Source organism: Chitinophaga vietnamensis, assembly GCF_902167635.1.
Taxonomy (GTDB): Bacteria; Bacteroidota; Bacteroidia; order Chitinophagales; family Chitinophagaceae; genus Chitinophaga; species Chitinophaga vietnamensis.
Map to the genome: position 1 here is coordinate 232,270 of NZ_CABHMS010000002.1, position 17,032 is coordinate 249,301.

Below are 17,032 nucleotides of genomic sequence, written 5' to 3' on the forward strand. Positions count from 1 at the left end.
AATAAAAAACATTTTATGAAACCAGCATCAAACTTTATCGCTATACTTTTGCCGATAATGGCATCGGCGGTGATCTTGCAGGGCTGCGGCGCTACAGAGGCCAAAGATGAAAAGAAGAAAGAAGAGACCACTGCCGCACCTGCCGGCATAGACGCCTTCACCCTCAAGAAGAACGACCTTACCTCCGCGATCACCATTCCCGGCGAACTGGTGGCTTTCCAACGGGTAGACCTATACGCTAAAGTGAGCAGCTTTGTAAGAAAGCTGTATGTAGATGTAGGCAGCGAGGTAACGCAGGGCCAGCTGCTCGTGACCATGGAAGCGCCCGAGCTCAGCTCGCAGCTGGCTGGCGCCGAGTCCAGGCTGAAATCGCAGGAGGCGTTATATCTTTCCAGCAAGGCTACCTACGACCGCCTGCTGCAAACGAGCAAAACGCCAGGTACCGTTTCACAGAACGATCTCGATATCGCCTTCGCCAAACAAAAGTCTGACCTCGCACAGCTCGATGCCGCCAAAGCATCTTACCGCGAGATCGGCGACACCCGCAACTACCTCGAGATCCGCGCGCCCTTCAGCGGTGTGATCAGCAGGAGGAACGTGAGCCCCGGCGCCTATGTAGGCCCTGCAGGCAAAGGTTCCGACCTGCCCATCTTCACCTTGCAGGAACAGAAGAAACTACGTTTAGTCGTGAGCGTGCCCGAAGCATACACCAGCTACCTCAGTAATGGCAGCGAAGTGAACTTTACCGTTAAGTCATCTCCCGATCAAACCTTCAAAGCCAAAGTGACCCGCCTGTCGGGCGCACTGGATGAGCGTTTGCGCTCACAGAGCATCGAGATGGATGTAACCAATACCGACAAGCGCCTCTTGCCCGGCATGGTAGCGGAAGTATCTATCCCGCTGAGCGGCAGCAATACCAATGCTTTTGTGGTGCCTGCCAAAGCGGTGCTCAACTCTACCCGCGGCGTATATGTGATCCGCGTGGTGAACAACAAAGCCAACTGGACACCTGTAAAAACCGGTCGCAGGGTAGATGATAAAACAGAAGTATTTGGTCCGCTCAAGCCGGATGATGTGATCATCAAAGTAGCGAATGAAGAGATCAGGGATAGTTCAGAGATCAAACAAATACATATTACAGAGAATAAACCGGCAGGATCAGCACAACAGTAGAATTTTCAATGGTTAGATACAATAGAGAGTGATGCAGCCGCAGGTATATACCTGCGGCTTTTATTTTTAATTGGGTATTTTTACATCATGATCCATACTACGCGGCTTTTGCTCAGGCCTCCCGCAGCAACCGATCTGCCATGGCTATACGAAATATACAGCGATCCTGCCACCAATGTGTATAATCCCGCTGGCCCTTATACCAGCATGGAGAAAGTGGAATTCCTTTTACAGACCTGGCTGCAACATTGGAAACATCATGGTTTTGGAATGTGGGCAATCGAAGAAAAAGACCATCCTGGTGTGGTGATCGGCTTCGGCGGCCTCACCTGGAAAATGTATGGCGATACCGAACGCCTCAACATCGGTTACCGTTTTGCGCCCGGCGCCTGGGGGAAGGGTTACGCTACGGAGCTTTGCCACAGCGGCCTCGCCTACGCCTTTCACGAATTACAGCAGCCCGTGGTATACGGCCTGGTACGGCCACAGAACAAAGCATCTGTGCGGGTATTGGAAAAATCAGGCATGCTGCGCTACAGCACTCTTAACGATGTGCCAGGGCAGGAGGAGAGCTTCGTATACCGCTTGCTGGCTCAGGATTTCGGCGGGTAATCGATACCACTTTCTATCACCAGCTCATAACCATATTTGATGATGGTTTCTATCACGGGGATGGCTTTCAGGCCTTTCTCCGTGATGGTGTATTCCACTCTGGGTGGCACTTCTGCATAGGTTTTCCGGGATATCATACCTTTCTCTTCCAGCTCGCGCAGCTGGGAGGTAAGCATCTTGTGCGTGATGTGCGGGATATCTTTTTTCAGTTCTCCATACCGCATGGTATTTTTCTGTAAACGCCACAGGATGGGCATCTTCCAGGTGCCTCCAATATGCTCCAGCGCAAATTCGATGGGGGTATAATATAGTTTGCGGTCATGAAAAAACTCGGGCATCGTTCAAAATGTTTATGGTGGCATTACTCACGTAAAAGTAAGTATCGCACATAAAAGTGCCTGTCTTCTTTTCGTTATTGCCACACTGCAAATTTGCCGAAAATTATAGTAATGAAAAAAGTGCTTTACGTTTTGGCATTAGGAATTTTCGGCATTACCACAACAGAATTTGGCGTGATCGGTATATTGCCGCAGATAGCGGCGAGCTTCGGGATTAGCATCGACAGGGCTGGCTGGTTGCTGGGCGCTTTCGCTTTGATCATCGCATTGTTTGCACCGCTCATGTCTTTGCTCTTTGCCCGCATGAACCGCAAATGGGCTATGGTGCTGGTATTGGCGGTATTTGCCTTGTCCAACATCATCTCGGCGGAAGCGAGCACTTTTCCTATGTTGCTCATCGCGCGGATGTTGCCGGCCTTTCTGCATCCGGTGTATTGGTCGATAGCGCTGGGAACGGCCACCAGCACTGCTGCACCGGGCAAGGCGCCACAAGCCGCGGGATTGGTATTTGGCGGCTTTACGATCGCCAGCGTGCTGGGCGTGCCACTCGCCACCTGGATGGCGGCCCTTTTCAACTGGCAGGCATCCTTTGTGATGTGTGCTGTCTTCAATGGTATAGCGGGCATCTGTCTCTTATGCATGTTACCTTCGATGCCGGCAGATAAAACCATTTCCAGCCGCGATCATCTCAGCATCTTCCGCAGCCCGCTCCTGTGGCTGCACCTGGCGTTGGCCTGTTTGATGATCGCCGCCATGTATTCCACCTACGGTTATCTGGCGGCCTACCTGGGGCAGGTAACGAAAATGAATGGCGGCGCTGTTAGCCTGATGTTGCTGTTATTCGGTATTGCCGGCATCGGCGGCAACTGGCTTGCCGGAAAGTTATTGAGCCGCAACATACGGCAAACCACTATCGCCTTCATCGCGTTGCTGGCGGCGGCGCATGTACTGATATTCCTGGCCGGTCATTATTTCATCCCGATGATCATTGTAATCATGATCTGGGGATTCATCCACACCGGCGGCTTCCTGATCAGCAATGTGAACGTTACTACAGCGGCTTCGGGTTCTCCTGAATTCATCAACAGCGTCTTCACCTCCTGCGGCAACCTGGCCGTAACACTCGGCTCCCTCATTGGCGGCTTCGCCATCGCGCACATCGGCATCCACCAGGTGGTATGGACAAGCGTTGTATTGTTGATAGGCGCGGCGATTGTCTTGCTCAGGATTATAAAGATTTAAAGGATTAGCAGGATTTTTTTACAGGATTTATAAAGATTAAAAAAGATTGATGGGAAGATATTAGCGATGGTAGCCCTTGAAGCGCTTTGAGCGCTTCAAGGGCTGGAACCTCGTTGATCTTCTCGTCAATCTTTTTTTAATCTTTATAAATCCTGTAAAAAAATCCTGCTAATCCTTTAAATCTTTATAATCCTGAGCAAGACAACCTTCGCGGCATTACCAGCCGGGGTTTTGCGACAAGTTACCGCCGGGGTACAGCGCGATCTGGCCACTGGGGATGGGTTGCAGGTAGTTCTTGGGATCGATGAAGGTGCGTTGCGCGGTGGCGGCGGTGTAAGGAGTGATATAGCCCTGGGCATCACGCAATACTTTGCCATTGTCCGGCACTTTGGCGCCGCGCCAGATGTCTTTGTTGCTGGTGTTCATGTAGCTGCCTTTGGCCCAGCGCATCAGGTCATAGAAGCGGAAGCCGTCGAGCATCAGCTCTGTTCTGCGCTCTCTTCTGATTTCCCAGATGAGGGAAGGAACATCGGCATCTTTAGCGGGATCCGTATAGGCGACACCGTTAGCCGCTACCTGTTGGCCGCCCTGGTATTGCAGGGGAGGCAGCGCGGCGCGTACGCGCAGCAGGTTGATGGACTTGTCGAGGTCGGCCTGGGAGAAAGCGTACTGTCCGAGATCATCCAGTTCTGCGGCGGCTTCGGCATAGTTAACGAGTACTTCGGCGAGCCAGAAGATAGGTGCATCGGTATCGTTATATGGCGCCAGGATATTGGCCACGGCGGGTTGCAGGAATTTGGCCGGACGGTAGCCGGTGCTGCTGCTGCGGCCAGCTACCAGGTTACCATTGTAGCACAGTACCGTATCGATGGACTGCTGCAGGCGTTTGTCGCGGTTGCTGCGGGTGTTCTGGATATTGTCATCTCCTTTATATAGCGGCGATAATTTGATCGGCAGTCCGTCGGAGCAGAGGAACGCATCGATCGCCGATTTCGTAAGGCCCGCCATGGGCGTGCTGCTCGTGAGATAGCCGATCAACGAATGGGTCAGGTATCCCGGCAGGTATTTTTTATAGAGCAATACTTCTTTGTTGCCGCCGAGGTCGATGGAATTATAGGTGGTGGTATAATCGGCATTCAGTACGTAGCCGGCGCCCATCACTTTTTCTGCGGCGTCTTTGGCGGCGGCGAGGAATTTGGCCGCATCCGGTAATGCGGGCACTTTGTGGTATTTGCGCCAGGTGCCTTCAAAGAGGCATACCCTGGCTTTCAGCGCCAATGCGATGTTGCGGTTGATGGTATTGTCCTGGTCTTTCACGCGGATATTATCTACGGCGAAGTTGAGATCGGCCAATACGCTATCCATCACCAGGGTGCGCGGATCGCGGGATTTATAAATATAAGCGGTATCGCTGATATCCATGGAGTGACCGAGCCAGGGCACATCGCCATAATCTTTTACTCGGTTGAAATAGGTGAGGGCGCGGAAGAAGCGGGCCACGCCTTTCCAGTGGTTCTTCGCCTCGGCGGACATTGGCACACGGTCAACGCGCTCCAGCATGATATTGGCTTTGCGCACGTAGCTGAAATCCCAGCTGCCAGCGCTGGCAGGTACGTTCTGCGTGAATTTGGCAAAAGAAGTACCTGCCTGGTCATCGCTGAAGGAGGTGAAATAGAAATCGCCGAAGCTATTGCCATTGCCATATCCGGCAAACATCTCGTAGAATGGCCAGGCGTAGAGGCGCACATTGTCTTCCGAGCGCCAGAAGCTGTTGTCGTCAAACTGATCGGGCAGGCCTTTCTCCACATATTTTTTACAGCCGGTGGCTGCGATCAGGCAGGTTAATATAACGGGTAAGAATATACGCTTTTTCATCTGTTAATAATTTAAAGGGTGACCTGTAATCCGAATGACCATGTTTTCTGGAAAGGCCATGTTCTGCCGAAGATGTTGCCTTCGCCGGTGGTGATCTCCGGGTCCACGGGTACGCCTACATTAGAGATGGTGGCGATGTTCTGGGCGCTGCCGTATATGCGTAACCGTTGTAAGTGGATCTGTTTGGTCAGGCTTTGTGGCAGTGTGTATCCCAGCGTAATATTTTTCAGGCGGAGATAGGCGAGGTTGAGCAGATATTTTGACTGTGGGTAGAAGTTGTTACCGCCGCTCAGCAGGCCGGCGATCTTGCCATTGGCATTGCCGGGATAAGGCCGCGGATAGCGGGCGTTGGTATTGGTTTCTGTCCAGTAGTCGAGCTGGTGCTGGTACATGATATCACCTGCGCGGTAGAGCGGCAGGGTGAGATCGCCGAGGCCCCAGTAGTTCATCTTGCCTACGCCCTGGAAGAGCACATCGATATCGAAGTTGTTCCAGCTGCTGCCCAGGCGGAAACTGTATTGGTAGCGGGGCATGGAGTTGCCGATCACTTTCAGGTCGCCGTGGTCATTGAGCGTAACCTTGCCGGCATCGATCACGCCGTCGCCATTCAGGTCTTTGTATTTCACGTCGCCAGGACCATAAGTGAAGTTGCCATCTGCGAGTTTGGACTGACTGGGCAGCTTGCTCATATCATCGTCTTTGGTGAAATAGCGGTCTGTTTCAAAGCCCCATATTTCTCCCAGCACTTTCCCTTTGTAGTTCTGTGAAAGCAGCATGGACGGGTTGTTCCAGGAGGTGATCACAGTTTTGTTGTCCCAGAAAGCCACGGAGCCGTAGAAGTTCCAGTCTTTCGTGATGTTGTAGTTCACATCCACGCCGATCTCGTAGCCGCGTGTGCGCAGGGCGCCATTATTCACGCGGGGAGCGTCGGTGCCGAAGGAGGCGGGCACGGCCTGGTTGGTGAGCATGTTATCGGTATTGCGTTCATACCAGTCAACGGTAACGCCTATATGATTATTCAGCAGGCTGATATCGGTACCGATATCGAGGGTGCGCACCCGTTCCCAGGTGAGGGATTGCGCTACGGCGCGGGGCGCCGACACGCCGGAAGCATAGTTGCCGCCCACCATCCAGTTAAGTTGTGTAGAGGTAGGCATGGCAGGCACGTACCATTTGCCGCCCATATCCTGGTTGCCGAGCGTGCCATAGGAGGCGCGCAGCTTCATATCAGAGAGCCATTTGCGGATAGGGTCCATGAATTTTTCTTCCGTGATGCGATAGCCCACAGAGGCAGAGGGGAAGAAGGCCCAGCGATCTGCTGGCGGGAAGGCGGAGGCGCCATCGTAACGGCCATTCAGTTCCAGCAGCCATTTGTTTTTGTAGCCATAGTTGATCCTGCCGAAGAAGCCGGCATAGGCATTGGCGAGGTGACTGCCATCTACCAGCTGGTCGCCGCTGGCGAGCGATAATTCAGCTTTGGAAGGATCGAGCGGTGTGCGGCGGTAAGCGCCGAAGTTGATGGTATCTTCATCTTCCGCATTCACACCGGCGATCACTTTCAGCTGATGATCGCGTCCCAGCTTTTTATCATAGGTCGCATACAGGTTGAAGGTATTTACTTTGTAACTGCCGTTGCGATAGCCTACTACATCCTGTGATGCGGTGGCGATATTGTTGAAAGGCAATCCTGCCGCCCAGAAGTCCCATGCCATTACCTTTCCGCCGATCTCATGCCGAACGAGGTTGTCGCGGCCGATGGTATAATCGCCACGGATGCTCAGCTCTTTGGTGAGCTTGAGGGTAGCGCCGAGGTTCACGCGGGAGTAGTTGTCGGTGAGGGTGTTGGTATTGGCATTGGCGAGATAGCCGGGCGTGTGATGGAAATATTTACCCTGGTAAGTACCGAAGGGGAAGTAAGCGCCCCAGCGCCACATGTATTGAAAGTAGTTCTGATATTGATAAGGGTAATCGTATTCAAAGTTGCGGTACATCATGCGAAGGTCGAGGTCGAGCCATTTGGTAACGCTGGCGGCCACGCTTCCAGTGATGTTATATTTCTTTACGTTGTCGGGGTTCATCTTCATGATACCGCCGGTGTTGCTGTATCCGCCGGACATATAATAAGAGACCTTCTCGCTGCCGCCTTGCACGCTGATGTTCTGTATCTGTTGTGGCGTCCATTTTTTGAGCATCATATCTTTCACGTCCCATACGCGGTAGAAGTAGGTAGGTCCGCCGTTAGGGTCTATCTCGAAATCCTCGCCAGGCACCATTTCTATGCCTTTGCGGTTATTTGCGTATTTCTGTTGCCAGTTCTTGATGCCGTCGCGGAGTTTCAGCAATTGCATGCCGAAGAGTTCGGGCGAGGTGGTGCCGGCGCGCACGTTGGCGTCATAGAGGCCGGTGAGTTCTTTTACAGGGTCGGCGAAATCGGGCAGGGAAGTGGGCGTGCTCCATGCGAAGTTGTTGGAATAGGTAACGCGGGTGGGCATGTTGCGCACGCCGGATTTTGTTTTGATAAGCACTACGCCGAAAGCCGCGCGGGCGCCATAGATGGAGGTGGAGGCGGCGTCTTTCAATACGGAGATGCTTTCAATATCATCCGGGTTGATCATGGTGAGGTCGGGTGTTTCCACATTGTCGACCAGTATCAGCGGACGGCTGCTGCCGTTGGTGGAGCCGATGCCGCGGATATTGATGGCAGGGCCTTGTGTGAGGCCGCCGTTGGAATAGGAGATGTTGAGGCCCGGAACGATGCCCTGCAAGGCTTTGGACGGATCGGTGACGGGGCGGCTCTGCATGGTTTTGGCTACGTCTACGGTGGTGACGGCGCCGGTGAGATTGGCTTTTTTCTGCGTGCCGTAACCTACTACCACCAGTTGTTCCAGCGAGTGTTCATCAGGACTGAGCAAGATGCTGTAGCTGGTACCATTCACCGGTACGGTTTCCGTTTTATAACCGATGAAGGTGACCTGGAAGGAGGCTGCGCCTGGCGGCAGCTGCAGGGCGAACTTTCCGCTGCCATCGGTAACGGTGCCATGTTTGCCCACGATAATGGTGGCGCCTATCACTGGTTCCTGGGTGTTCTTGTCCTTGACAGTGCCGGATATGCGGGTCTGCGCCCAGGTACCGGTGTAAAGCAACAATAAGAGGAAAGTGATGAGTAACTTTTCTTTCATGTCGGGAGATTTAGAGTTGGTTGTATTAATTCAGGTATTTATCTGGCTTTCACTAACGATTCATGCGGTATACAGGTTGATATCAGTTTTACATGCTTCCACAGTACCTTTGCAGGTTTGTGCGTTTTCGTGCATGAATATAGGGTGTAATTTTCGTAAATCATATTATTTATGCGTGAATTAGCGTTTTTATAAAATAGTAAACCAGCTAAAACACGCATAATCAATTTGGATTAGTTTTTTTTAAATTTGTGCAGCTATAAATTTTCCGGGAATGTTGAAAGAAGAACGCCAGGCTTTTATTATGAAGCAGATCAACCTGCACAACAAGGTGTTATCAACAGACATCAGCAACATGCTGAATATCTCGGAAGATACCGTACGGCGCGACCTCAAAGAGATGGCCGAAGACGGGAAAGTGGTGAAGGTACATGGCGGCGCGATCGGCAAATCATTTCACTATCCCTTCAATGCCAGCAATACGGTATATGCGCAATCGGCCAAGCAACAGATCGCACAGAAAACATTACGCCTGTTGAAAAATGATATGGTGGTGCTCACTGGTGGCGGCACTACGATGATTGAACTGGCCAAGAGCATCCCCGACAGCCTGCGCGCTACTTTTTTTACTATCAGTCCGCTGGTGGCGCTCGAATTGGTGGAACACCGTAATCTTACAGTGATCAGCATTGGCGGCCAGTTATCCCGCAGTTCGCATGTTCATATAGGCGCCAGCGTTATAAACCAGCTGGCGGATATTAAAGTGGATATTTGCCTGATGGGCGCCAATGGCTGCTCGATCCAGGATGGCATGACGGATTCCGACTGGGAGGTGGTGCAGGTGAAAAGGGCCATGATACGGGCTTCGCAGAAACTGGCTATCCTCAGCATCGCGGAAAAACTTAATTCTTCCCAACGCATGAAAGTGTGCGACCTGAACCTCATCAGTTACCTCATCACAGAGCTGGAACCGGATAATCATTTCCTCCGGCCCTACCAGCAACTGGATCTTGAGTTGTTCTAGTTATCTTTATATCATTCACCTCAAAACTGCAATATGAAAAACCTCCTGATCGTATTACTGCTCTCCGGCTATGCGACTGTGGCCAGCGCCCAGTCTGATGATGTGGCCGCACTCAAAAAGCTGAATGAAGAATGGATACATGCCTATCCGAAAAAAGATACGGCCACCCTTAACCGGATACTGGCCGATGATCTCACCATGATCACTTCCAGCGGTAACCGTTTGAGCAAGGGTGATATTATCCGCAATGCCGCTAACCCGGCTACACCGCTCACTTCATCGCGGGTGGATTCGGTAGATGTGCGGGTGCTCGGCCAGGTAGCGATCGTGATGGCGAAGGCCAGTTTTGTATCAAAGATGGGCAAGCAACAGGCGAGCGGGCAAACCAGTTACATGGATATTTATGAGAAACGGAATGGCAAATGGGTGGCAGTAGCAGCGCATGTGACCTCCTTGCCCCGTAAGTGATGTAAAGGTTTTGTTAAGTGAATACAATCTATTGATTGCCAATTTATTGATAAAAAAATATAATTTCTTCGGCCTATATATTATTAATCTCCCTATTGTAGATTGATTATCAGTCTATTGTGAGTAAAATATTAAACCTGTACTTTCGCAAGTATCGGGTTGTCACCTTCGGCAGCGCATCGCAACTTTGTGGGTAGAAAAACATTTTTTATGCATCAAGTGAGCGAACCTGCGATCCTTTATTTTGGTACCCCGGTAGTATTGATCAGCACTTTGAATGAAGATGGTGATCCTAACCTTGCACCGATTTCATCGGCGTTCTGGTTGGGCTGGCGTTGCAGCATAGGCATTGGCGCCAGTTCCAAAACAGCTGCGAACCTGTTGCGCACCCGGCAATGCGTGCTCAATCTTCCCTCCGTAAATGAAGTGAGCGCCGTAGACCGTCTGGCCCTCACCACCGGCGCCAACCCGGTGCCGGAAATCAAGCAGCGTCGCGGTTACCGCTATGAGCCGCGCAAATTTGAAACGGCCGGCTTCACGCCGCAAGCCTCCCAGATGGTAGCGCCACCCCGCGTGCTCGAATGCCCCGTACAGCTGGAAGCCAAAGTGGTGGCTGTTCATCCGCTGGCGGAGGACGATCCCGCACAACAAGGCCGGCTGCTCACCATGGAGCTGACCATATTACGTGTATACGTAGACGATAGTATCCGGATGGATGGGCACCCTGACCGTATCGATCCGGATAAATGGCGGCCGCTGATCATGAGTTTCCAGCAGTTCTATGGCCTGGGCGCGCAGGTGCATCCCTCGGCTTTGTCGCAGATACCTGAGCAGCTGTACGCTACCCCCGACCGTGAAAGGGCCAGGCTCGTATCCTGAACATGCTGGCCTATCGGCTTTCTGTTATCTGGACTATAAAGCATCTTTCCCGCACAAATAATTTTGTGGTATCAACAAAAGATGAAAAGATATGGAAACATTAGCCAGTAACAAGATGATGAGCAGTGAAGAGTTACACATGATCGCGAACCTCTACGATTTCTGGACCTTTGTAGGGAAGCATTCCCGTAAGATATTGACCACGCCTGACTTTCACGCCATTCAGCCCGGTGATTCCGATTGGCCGAAGCGGGTTTTCGATCCCGCCCATCAGATAGATCCCGGCAGCGCCGTATTCAAAAGGATCGCTGATGCGATGGCGGAACAGGAGCTGCCCAAGATGCTGGCGCTTTCGGAATCGGTGGCCACTCGTTACAAGAATAGCATACAGGAGGCGGGTTTTGTTCCGCAGCTGCGCCAGCTGGGTATGATCATCCATCTGCCCGCAGCTGCGCTGCCAGCGGCTCCGGAGGCCATCAGCTTCCGGCTCGCACAAAGTGAAGCAGATGCCATAACCTATGCCGCTATTGCTTCCGAAGCTTTCGATTACCGCGTGGACCCCGCCATGCTGGCCTGTTTGCTGCCGCACACGGAGCATATCCGTTTATTTATTGCTTATTATCATGGCGAAGCCGCAGCCTGTGGCCTCGTATATTTTGACCAGCACGGCTATGCCGGTTTACATATGATCGGCACGCTGCCAGCCTTCCGGGGCAAGGGCCTCGCGGCGGCCGTCACCATCCACCTGATGCAGGCGGCTATTGATGCCGGTAAAACCTGGTGTGTGCTGCATGCTTCCGCTGCCGGCGAGAAAGTATATACGAAGCTGGGCTTTACGCCGGTGAAAGAAGTGAATACCTTCCTGTTATCCTTGTAAGCGTTCCAGTTTTTTTTGAAGGACCTGTTTGTCGGCATTCGTTTTGGCCAGGGCCAGCGCCCGTTCCAGGTGTTGCGTTGCCAGCTGATTATTGATGCCGGCATACAATTCTCCCAGCAAGGCAAAATAGAAATGATTGTTGGTGAGCTGTAGCTTCTCTGCTTCCGCGATGGCCGCGCTTTTGCCATTGGCGCGCGACAGGGCATAGGTCCTGTTCAGCGCTGCCACCGGCGTGTAGGCGATCTGCAGCAGCTGATTATAGAGTTGGAGGATGTGTTCCCATTTATCCTGCGTATCTTCTTTGCGGGTGTACCACCAGGCGATGGCGGCTTCGAGGTGATAGGTAGATAATTGCCGGCCGGTGCTGGCGCAATGAAGGAAGTAGCTGCCCTGGCTGATCAGGTCTGCATTCCAGCGGCTGGTATCTTGCTCGTGATAGAGTATCAGTTCGCCGTTTTCGCCGATACGGGCGTCGAAGCGGGAAGCGTGGAAGCACATCAGCGACAGCAGCGCATTCACTGGCGGTCGGTTGGTGGCCGGACTTTCAACCAGCATATTACAGAGGCGCATGGCTTCGAAGCATAGCTCACGGCGCAGGGTGGTATCCTGGCTGACAGAATAATAGCCTTCGTTGAACAGCAGGTAGATGGTGGTGAGCACGGCGGCCAGGCGTTTGTCGATCTCCGTTTGCCCGGGTAGCGCGATGGGCAATTGCAGCTCGCGGAGTTTTTCTTTGGCGCGGAACAGGCGTTTGTTGATCGTGTCTTTGCTGGTGAGGAAAGCATCTGATATCTCTTCAATGCCGAAGCCACAGAGGATACGCAGGGAGAGGCCGACCTGTGCTTCGGGTGGAATCGCGGGATGGCAGATGGCAAACATCATTTGCAGCTGGCTGTCGTGGATGTTTTGTGGCGAGAGGTCGATATCGGCTTCCGTGGCCTCCTGGCTATCGTGTTGCAATGCCGGCGCGATCTGCTGATTGAAATGTTGCGTTCTCCGCAGGTAATTGACGGCTTTATTTTTAGCTACGCTGTGCAGCCATGCGGCGGGGTTGGGTGGAATGCTGCCCAGCGCCCAGGATTGCGCCGCCGTCAGGAAAGTATCGCTGGCGATATCTTCCGCTGTTTCGATTGCTGCTATCCCGAAACGTTTACACAACACCGCTACTATCTTCCGGTATTCTGTACGGAAAAGATGTGGTATTAATTCCTGCTGTTGCATAAAAATAAAGGCCCCGGTAAAGATAGGCAAAGAACCGGGGCTTTACCTGTGTTAACGTATGTCTTCACCTTTGATGATCTTCCGCACCTCTACGCTGTTGCCGTCGCCTTGTAAGATGGGGCAGTCTTTGGCAAAGGCCACGGCTTCATCTACCGATGCTGCTTTGACGGTGATATAGCCGCCGATGGTTTCTTTGATATCGCCGAAAGGCCCGTCGGTGACCACTTTGTTATGCCATACTACTTTGGCGCCGTCGAATGGGAGGCCGGTGCCGCCCACATATTTATTTTGCGCTGCAATGCCGCCGATCCAGTCCATGGTTTGTTTCATCCATATTTCGATCTGCTCGGGGGAGGCGATCTTGTTACCGTCTTCGTGTCTGAAGATAAGCATGAACTCGTCCATGATAAATGGTTTTAAGTGTGAATTTATGCTTTATATCAAACGGGGAAGGAGAAATTGGACAGGAGAGAGAAAACTTTGTATCACATGGAAGTGGTATTTCATGAGCTTGTATTTATTGACATCTTTGTACGGATAACTACCTGTACCTGTTGTTTTAACCACCAGTATCAATAGTGATCAATAAAGAAGACCAAATCTGAATGTTAACTGTATAACTGTCGGCCGTCACCAAGATTTTAATTACATGAAAGTAACTCGATTAATTGCCAGCGCCATCGTGTGCCTGCTGGCTGTGGATGTGAATGCGCAAGTGCATACCATGTCTGCTCCTAACCCCACCGCCATGGTCGGTTTGCCCCAATTGATACCGGCTTCTCCCGAGCCGTCGGCATTTGTGAAATCGGGGGTAGCGAATGTGAATATGTCTACAGGAGCGCTATCAGCGTCTATTCCTTTATATGATATCAAGATAAAGGATTTTACATTTCCGATTGCGCTCTCTTATTCTACACAGGGTTTAAAGGTAGATGAAGCCAGTTCTAGAACAGGATATGGGTGGATATTGAATGCCACCGGTATGATTACCCGTACCGTAAAGGGCCAGCCGGATGAGTTGACGACGAGGATGACTATTCCGGCAGATTTCAATACAGGAACTGATGCGGTTTACAACTACTGTGTAAATGCGAGCGCTCCGGATAACCCGAGTTGGGATTCCCAGGCAGACGAATTTATGTTCAACGTGAACGGCTATACGGGAAAATTTGTATTGGATTCCAATAAAATCGCGAGGGTTACGGCCCAGCATAATATCAAAGTAGATGTATCTGTTGGCAGTGGAGCTATTGGTTCGATTGTCATGACCACGCCAGATGGTATAAAATATAAATTTGGAACCGCTTTCGAAGTAACCACCACACACAATGTGCAGCAATCTACGGTTTTCAAAAACCGGACGGTGACGGCCTTCTTCCTTGATCGTGTGGATTTGCCAACGGGAGAGTATATCCTGTTCAGCTATAGTCCTATTCATACCTATCACTCAGCCGGTATTTCGCAGACCTTGCAACAGAGCACTGGTGGCACTTCTACTGGTCCTTGTCCGACCTGTGCTTCCATGGGAACGCAATATGTAACCCAAACGAACACTATTGAATACAATACACAATATCTGAGCGGTATCACTACCTCCACAGGACTTAACATCAGCCTGGGTTATGAGCCACGTAAGGATTCAAGTCATGATAACCGGTTAAACAGCCTGGTGGTTGGCGGATTGAAAAACTATTCTTTTTCTTATTATGATCTTCCTTCTGGTTATAGCGCTACGGGAAGATTCTTTCTTACCAAGGTAAAGGAACTCGGAACAGACGGCACCGCTGATTCCGCGCATAACTACGTTTTTACTTATGATCATATGGAAGAAACGCCGGTGCCAATGAGCTTTTCACAGGACTATCTCGGATTTTTCAACGGAAAGCAGAACAGTGCATTGATCCCCGCCGCATTCAACGGCCCCAATAATACTATGGATTTCAGTTATCGTAATCCTGACTGGACCTATGCCAGAAAAGGAACGCTGATAGCCATACAATACCCCACCGGTGGAAGAGAGGAATATACTTATGAGGCCAATACCGTTGGCGCATCTCAAACAATTGTACCAGGTGTAAGGATCAAACAAATCAGATACACTGACCCTATTACTTTCTCCACACATAGCAAGTATTATACTTATGCTGCGCTGAGTAATCTGAATGTATCTACAGGCAGCTGTCTCCAACCGGTGTTCAAGTCTGCATCGCAAACAAAAACTTATTGTAATCTCCCTTCGGCGGATGCCTCTTTTTGCGATCAGAATATCTATTCTTCCAATACCACGCAGGATGTATATAATTATGCCGGTAGCGGCAGCTGGATGTATTATGATGCTGTTATTGAAAGTGATGATCCCAATTTTAAAAATGGCGGCATTGAATACGCCTATTTCAGCAATGATGGCGGCAGCAACTACCTGCTCTTGTGGGGCAGTGATGTACCTTACCTTTCTGCGGGACAGTTTCCTACCCTGTCGGGGGTAGTGAGCAGCATTCGCCACTTCGATAGCAATAAACAGGTAGTGAGAGAAGAAGGTGATGTTTATGAAATGCTCATTGATATGGCCAACACGGTGCCTTCGGTATATGTACGCAGGAAATATGCCTCCGTGGTTAGCGATCCAGACCGCATGAGCGCATTTGATGTATTAAAGAGTTTTTATAACAGCACATGGATAAGGTTGAAGACCAAAACGGTAAAGACCTATGACGGCACGAATGCGCTAACGGAGCAAACCAACTATACCTATGGATCATCTGCCAATATTTTACCGGCAACGGTTATTACGACAGATAGTAAGAACAACACGCTTAAAACAGACAAAAAATATCCGACGGATTTTCCCACTGATCCCAATTATAGCAAGTTGGTAGCTAAAAACATGATCACAGATGTGGTGCAGGAATCCTATTATGTCAATGATTCACTCTTCCAGCAACGTAAAACCTCGTATAGGGACTGGTTTGGGGATAGCCGGATCGTGAAGCCGGAGATCGTGCAGGTAAAGGAATCGCCCTCCGACGTATTGCACGACAGGCTGGTGTTCAGTCAGTATGATAATACAGGTAACCCTCTGCAGTTGAAAAAGGCAGATGATATGTCCATCTCATATGTATGGGACTCCGTACATGCGTTGCCGGTAGCCGAGGTCAAGAATGCTACCGTTGATCAGATCGCATTCACTAACTTCAAATCACCGGTAAATTATGGCAGCTGGCAGCTTGGCGCTGGCGGTGTGAGCGACACCACAGGATTGTTCACCGGCACGCTTACCAAAAATATAAGCACGGCGGGCGTTTACAGCGTGAATGCCTGGGCAACGGGCGGCGTAACAGTGAATGGAGCAGGAGGTACGCTGGTAAAGACTTCCATGGGAACGAACTACTATGAATGGACGCTTACCAACCCCTCCACTGTTACTGTTCAGGGAACCAATTTATCTGAGCTGCGTCTTTGTCCGCAGAACGCGATGATGAGTACCTATACCTATCAACCATTCGTGGGCGTAACCAGTGTTAGTGACGAGAAAGGGAAAACTGCCTATTATTTCTACGATGGATATAGCAGGTTATACCTGGTAAAGGATCAGGATTACAATGTGCTCAAAAGCATCAGTTACCTATATGCAGGGTCTATTCCGCCAGTATACTTCAACGCGGCAGCATCACGTCTTTTTACCAGGAATTGCAGCGGTGGAATGATGGGCAGCAGCGTACTGTATACCGTTCCGGCTAACAAATATGGTTCTGTTATCAGTCAGGCAGATGCCGACCAGCAGGCGCAAAATGATATTGCAGCCAACGGTCAGAACTATGCTGATGCCAATGGTATTTGCGCCGCTCCGGTAAGCATCACTTGTAGTAACATGACGGGACAAAATGATTTTTATGTACAATATACCAATACGGCGACGAATGCGCAGGCCTTATTTTCCATTTCGTCTGCCACAGGTACGCAGGCCTTGGGCACCTTACCGGCAGGAACCTATAATGTGGTGGTAAGCAAACAGAATACTGCAATAGCCTACTCCATCAGCGTATGCGCTACCGGTGCGGTAGTGGCGCCTACCGCCACATTTACCGGTGTGACGGTGAGCCCGACTGCTTGTAATAATATTACTCTTGATCTGCCTTAATCTTAC

13 protein-coding genes are annotated in these 17,032 nt (G+C 50.9%); 8 read left to right on the forward strand and 5 right to left on the reverse strand.

Annotated elements, in window-relative coordinates; genetic code table 11:
- Nucleotides 1-15 precede the first annotated feature (15 nt).
- Both FPG75_RS05520 and FPG75_RS05525 read left to right on the forward strand, forming a co-directional pair.
- Nucleotides 16-1,173 (forward strand): efflux RND transporter periplasmic adaptor subunit, encoded by a 1,158-nt coding sequence (locus FPG75_RS05520; protein ID WP_143305708.1) that lies wholly within the window; start codon nt 16-18, stop codon nt 1,171-1,173.
- 87 nt (nt 1,174-1,260) lie between these two features.
- Nucleotides 1,261-1,785, forward strand: a complete 525-nt coding sequence (locus FPG75_RS05525) for a GNAT family N-acetyltransferase (RefSeq protein ID WP_143305709.1) — start codon at nt 1,261-1,263, stop codon at nt 1,783-1,785.
- Here FPG75_RS05525 and FPG75_RS05530 read toward each other — a convergent pair.
- Nucleotides 1,767-2,123: a winged helix-turn-helix transcriptional regulator gene (locus FPG75_RS05530; protein WP_143305711.1), complete on the reverse strand. Its 357-nt coding sequence runs from the start codon at nt 2,121-2,123 to the stop codon at nt 1,767-1,769. The two genes, FPG75_RS05525 and FPG75_RS05530, sit on opposite strands and share 19 nt — an antisense overlap.
- A 111-nt stretch (nt 2,124-2,234) precedes the next feature.
- On the opposite strand from FPG75_RS05530, the gene FPG75_RS05535 reads away from it, so the two are divergent.
- Nucleotides 2,235-3,365, forward strand: coding sequence for an MFS transporter (locus tag FPG75_RS05535; RefSeq protein ID WP_201747887.1), 1,131 nt, complete (start codon nt 2,235-2,237; stop codon nt 3,363-3,365).
- A gap of 216 nt (nt 3,366-3,581) precedes the next feature.
- Here FPG75_RS05535 and FPG75_RS05540 read toward each other — a convergent pair whose 3' ends face one another.
- Both FPG75_RS05540 and FPG75_RS05545 read right to left on the reverse strand, forming a co-directional pair.
- Entirely contained in the window at nt 3,582-5,240 is a 1,659-nt protein-coding gene (locus FPG75_RS05540) for a RagB/SusD family nutrient uptake outer membrane protein (protein WP_143305713.1), read from the reverse strand.
- A gap of 11 nt (nt 5,241-5,251) precedes the next feature.
- Nucleotides 5,252-8,419, reverse strand: a complete 3,168-nt coding sequence (locus tag FPG75_RS05545) for a SusC/RagA family TonB-linked outer membrane protein (protein ID WP_143305715.1) — start codon at nt 8,417-8,419, stop codon at nt 5,252-5,254.
- A gap of 274 nt (nt 8,420-8,693) precedes the next feature.
- Between FPG75_RS05545 and FPG75_RS05550 the strand changes: the two genes are divergently transcribed.
- The 4 genes from FPG75_RS05550 to FPG75_RS05565 all read left to right on the forward strand — a co-directional run bounded on the left by FPG75_RS05550 (nt 8,694) and on the right by FPG75_RS05565 (nt 11,667).
- Nucleotides 8,694-9,443, forward strand: coding sequence for a DeoR/GlpR family DNA-binding transcription regulator (locus FPG75_RS05550; protein ID WP_143305716.1), 750 nt, complete (start codon nt 8,694-8,696; stop codon nt 9,441-9,443).
- A 33-nt stretch (nt 9,444-9,476) separates the two neighbouring features.
- Entirely contained in the window at nt 9,477-9,911 is a 435-nt protein-coding gene (locus tag FPG75_RS05555; RefSeq protein ID WP_143305718.1) for a nuclear transport factor 2 family protein, read from the forward strand.
- 210 nt (nt 9,912-10,121) lie between these two features.
- Nucleotides 10,122-10,790: a flavin reductase family protein gene (locus FPG75_RS05560; RefSeq protein WP_143305720.1), complete on the forward strand. Its 669-nt coding sequence runs from the start codon at nt 10,122-10,124 to the stop codon at nt 10,788-10,790.
- 91 nt (nt 10,791-10,881) lie between these two features.
- Nucleotides 10,882-11,667: a GNAT family N-acetyltransferase gene (locus FPG75_RS05565; protein ID WP_143305722.1), complete on the forward strand. Its 786-nt coding sequence runs from the start codon at nt 10,882-10,884 to the stop codon at nt 11,665-11,667.
- Here the strand turns inward: FPG75_RS05565 and FPG75_RS05570 are convergent.
- Together FPG75_RS05570 and FPG75_RS05575 are read right to left on the reverse strand one after the other, a co-directional pair.
- Nucleotides 11,656-12,888 (reverse strand): RNA polymerase sigma factor, encoded by a 1,233-nt coding sequence (locus tag FPG75_RS05570; RefSeq protein ID WP_143305724.1) that lies wholly within the window; start codon nt 12,886-12,888, stop codon nt 11,656-11,658. The two genes, FPG75_RS05565 and FPG75_RS05570, sit on opposite strands and share 12 nt — an antisense overlap.
- A gap of 51 nt (nt 12,889-12,939) precedes the next feature.
- Nucleotides 12,940-13,293, reverse strand: a complete 354-nt coding sequence (locus FPG75_RS05575) for a YciI family protein (protein ID WP_143305725.1) — start codon at nt 13,291-13,293, stop codon at nt 12,940-12,942.
- 244 nt (nt 13,294-13,537) lie between these two features.
- On the opposite strand from FPG75_RS05575, the gene FPG75_RS05580 reads away from it, so the two are divergent.
- On the forward strand, nt 13,538-17,026 hold the full coding sequence (locus FPG75_RS05580; protein ID WP_143305727.1) for a DUF5977 domain-containing protein: 3,489 nt from the start codon (nt 13,538-13,540) through the stop codon (nt 17,024-17,026).
- Nucleotides 17,027-17,032: the final 6 nt, after the last annotated feature.

What these genes read in the sequence shown, in the direction of transcription:
- FPG75_RS05520 (WP_143305708.1), top strand. Translation starts at nt 16, where the DNA reads ATGAAACCAGCATCAAACTTTATCGCTATACTTTTGCCGATAATGGCA.
- FPG75_RS05525 (WP_143305709.1), top strand. Translation starts at nt 1,261, where the DNA reads ATGATCCATACTACGCGGCTTTTGCTCAGGCCTCCCGCAGCAACCGAT.
- FPG75_RS05530 (WP_143305711.1), bottom strand. Translation starts at nt 2,123, where the DNA reads ATGCCCGAGTTTTTTCATGACCGCAAACTATATTATACCCCCATCGAA.
- FPG75_RS05535 (WP_201747887.1), top strand. Translation starts at nt 2,235, where the DNA reads ATGAAAAAAGTGCTTTACGTTTTGGCATTAGGAATTTTCGGCATTACC.
- FPG75_RS05540 (WP_143305713.1), bottom strand. Translation starts at nt 5,240, where the DNA reads ATGAAAAAGCGTATATTCTTACCCGTTATATTAACCTGCCTGATCGCA.
- FPG75_RS05545 (WP_143305715.1), bottom strand. Translation starts at nt 8,419, where the DNA reads ATGAAAGAAAAGTTACTCATCACTTTCCTCTTATTGTTGCTTTACACC.
- FPG75_RS05550 (WP_143305716.1), top strand. Translation starts at nt 8,694, where the DNA reads ATGTTGAAAGAAGAACGCCAGGCTTTTATTATGAAGCAGATCAACCTG.
- FPG75_RS05555 (WP_143305718.1), top strand. Translation starts at nt 9,477, where the DNA reads ATGAAAAACCTCCTGATCGTATTACTGCTCTCCGGCTATGCGACTGTG.
- FPG75_RS05560 (WP_143305720.1), top strand. Translation starts at nt 10,122, where the DNA reads ATGCATCAAGTGAGCGAACCTGCGATCCTTTATTTTGGTACCCCGGTA.
- FPG75_RS05565 (WP_143305722.1), top strand. Translation starts at nt 10,882, where the DNA reads ATGGAAACATTAGCCAGTAACAAGATGATGAGCAGTGAAGAGTTACAC.
- FPG75_RS05570 (WP_143305724.1), bottom strand. Translation starts at nt 12,888, where the DNA reads ATGCAACAGCAGGAATTAATACCACATCTTTTCCGTACAGAATACCGG.
- FPG75_RS05575 (WP_143305725.1), bottom strand. Translation starts at nt 13,293, where the DNA reads ATGGACGAGTTCATGCTTATCTTCAGACACGAAGACGGTAACAAGATC.
- FPG75_RS05580 (WP_143305727.1), top strand. Translation starts at nt 13,538, where the DNA reads ATGAAAGTAACTCGATTAATTGCCAGCGCCATCGTGTGCCTGCTGGCT.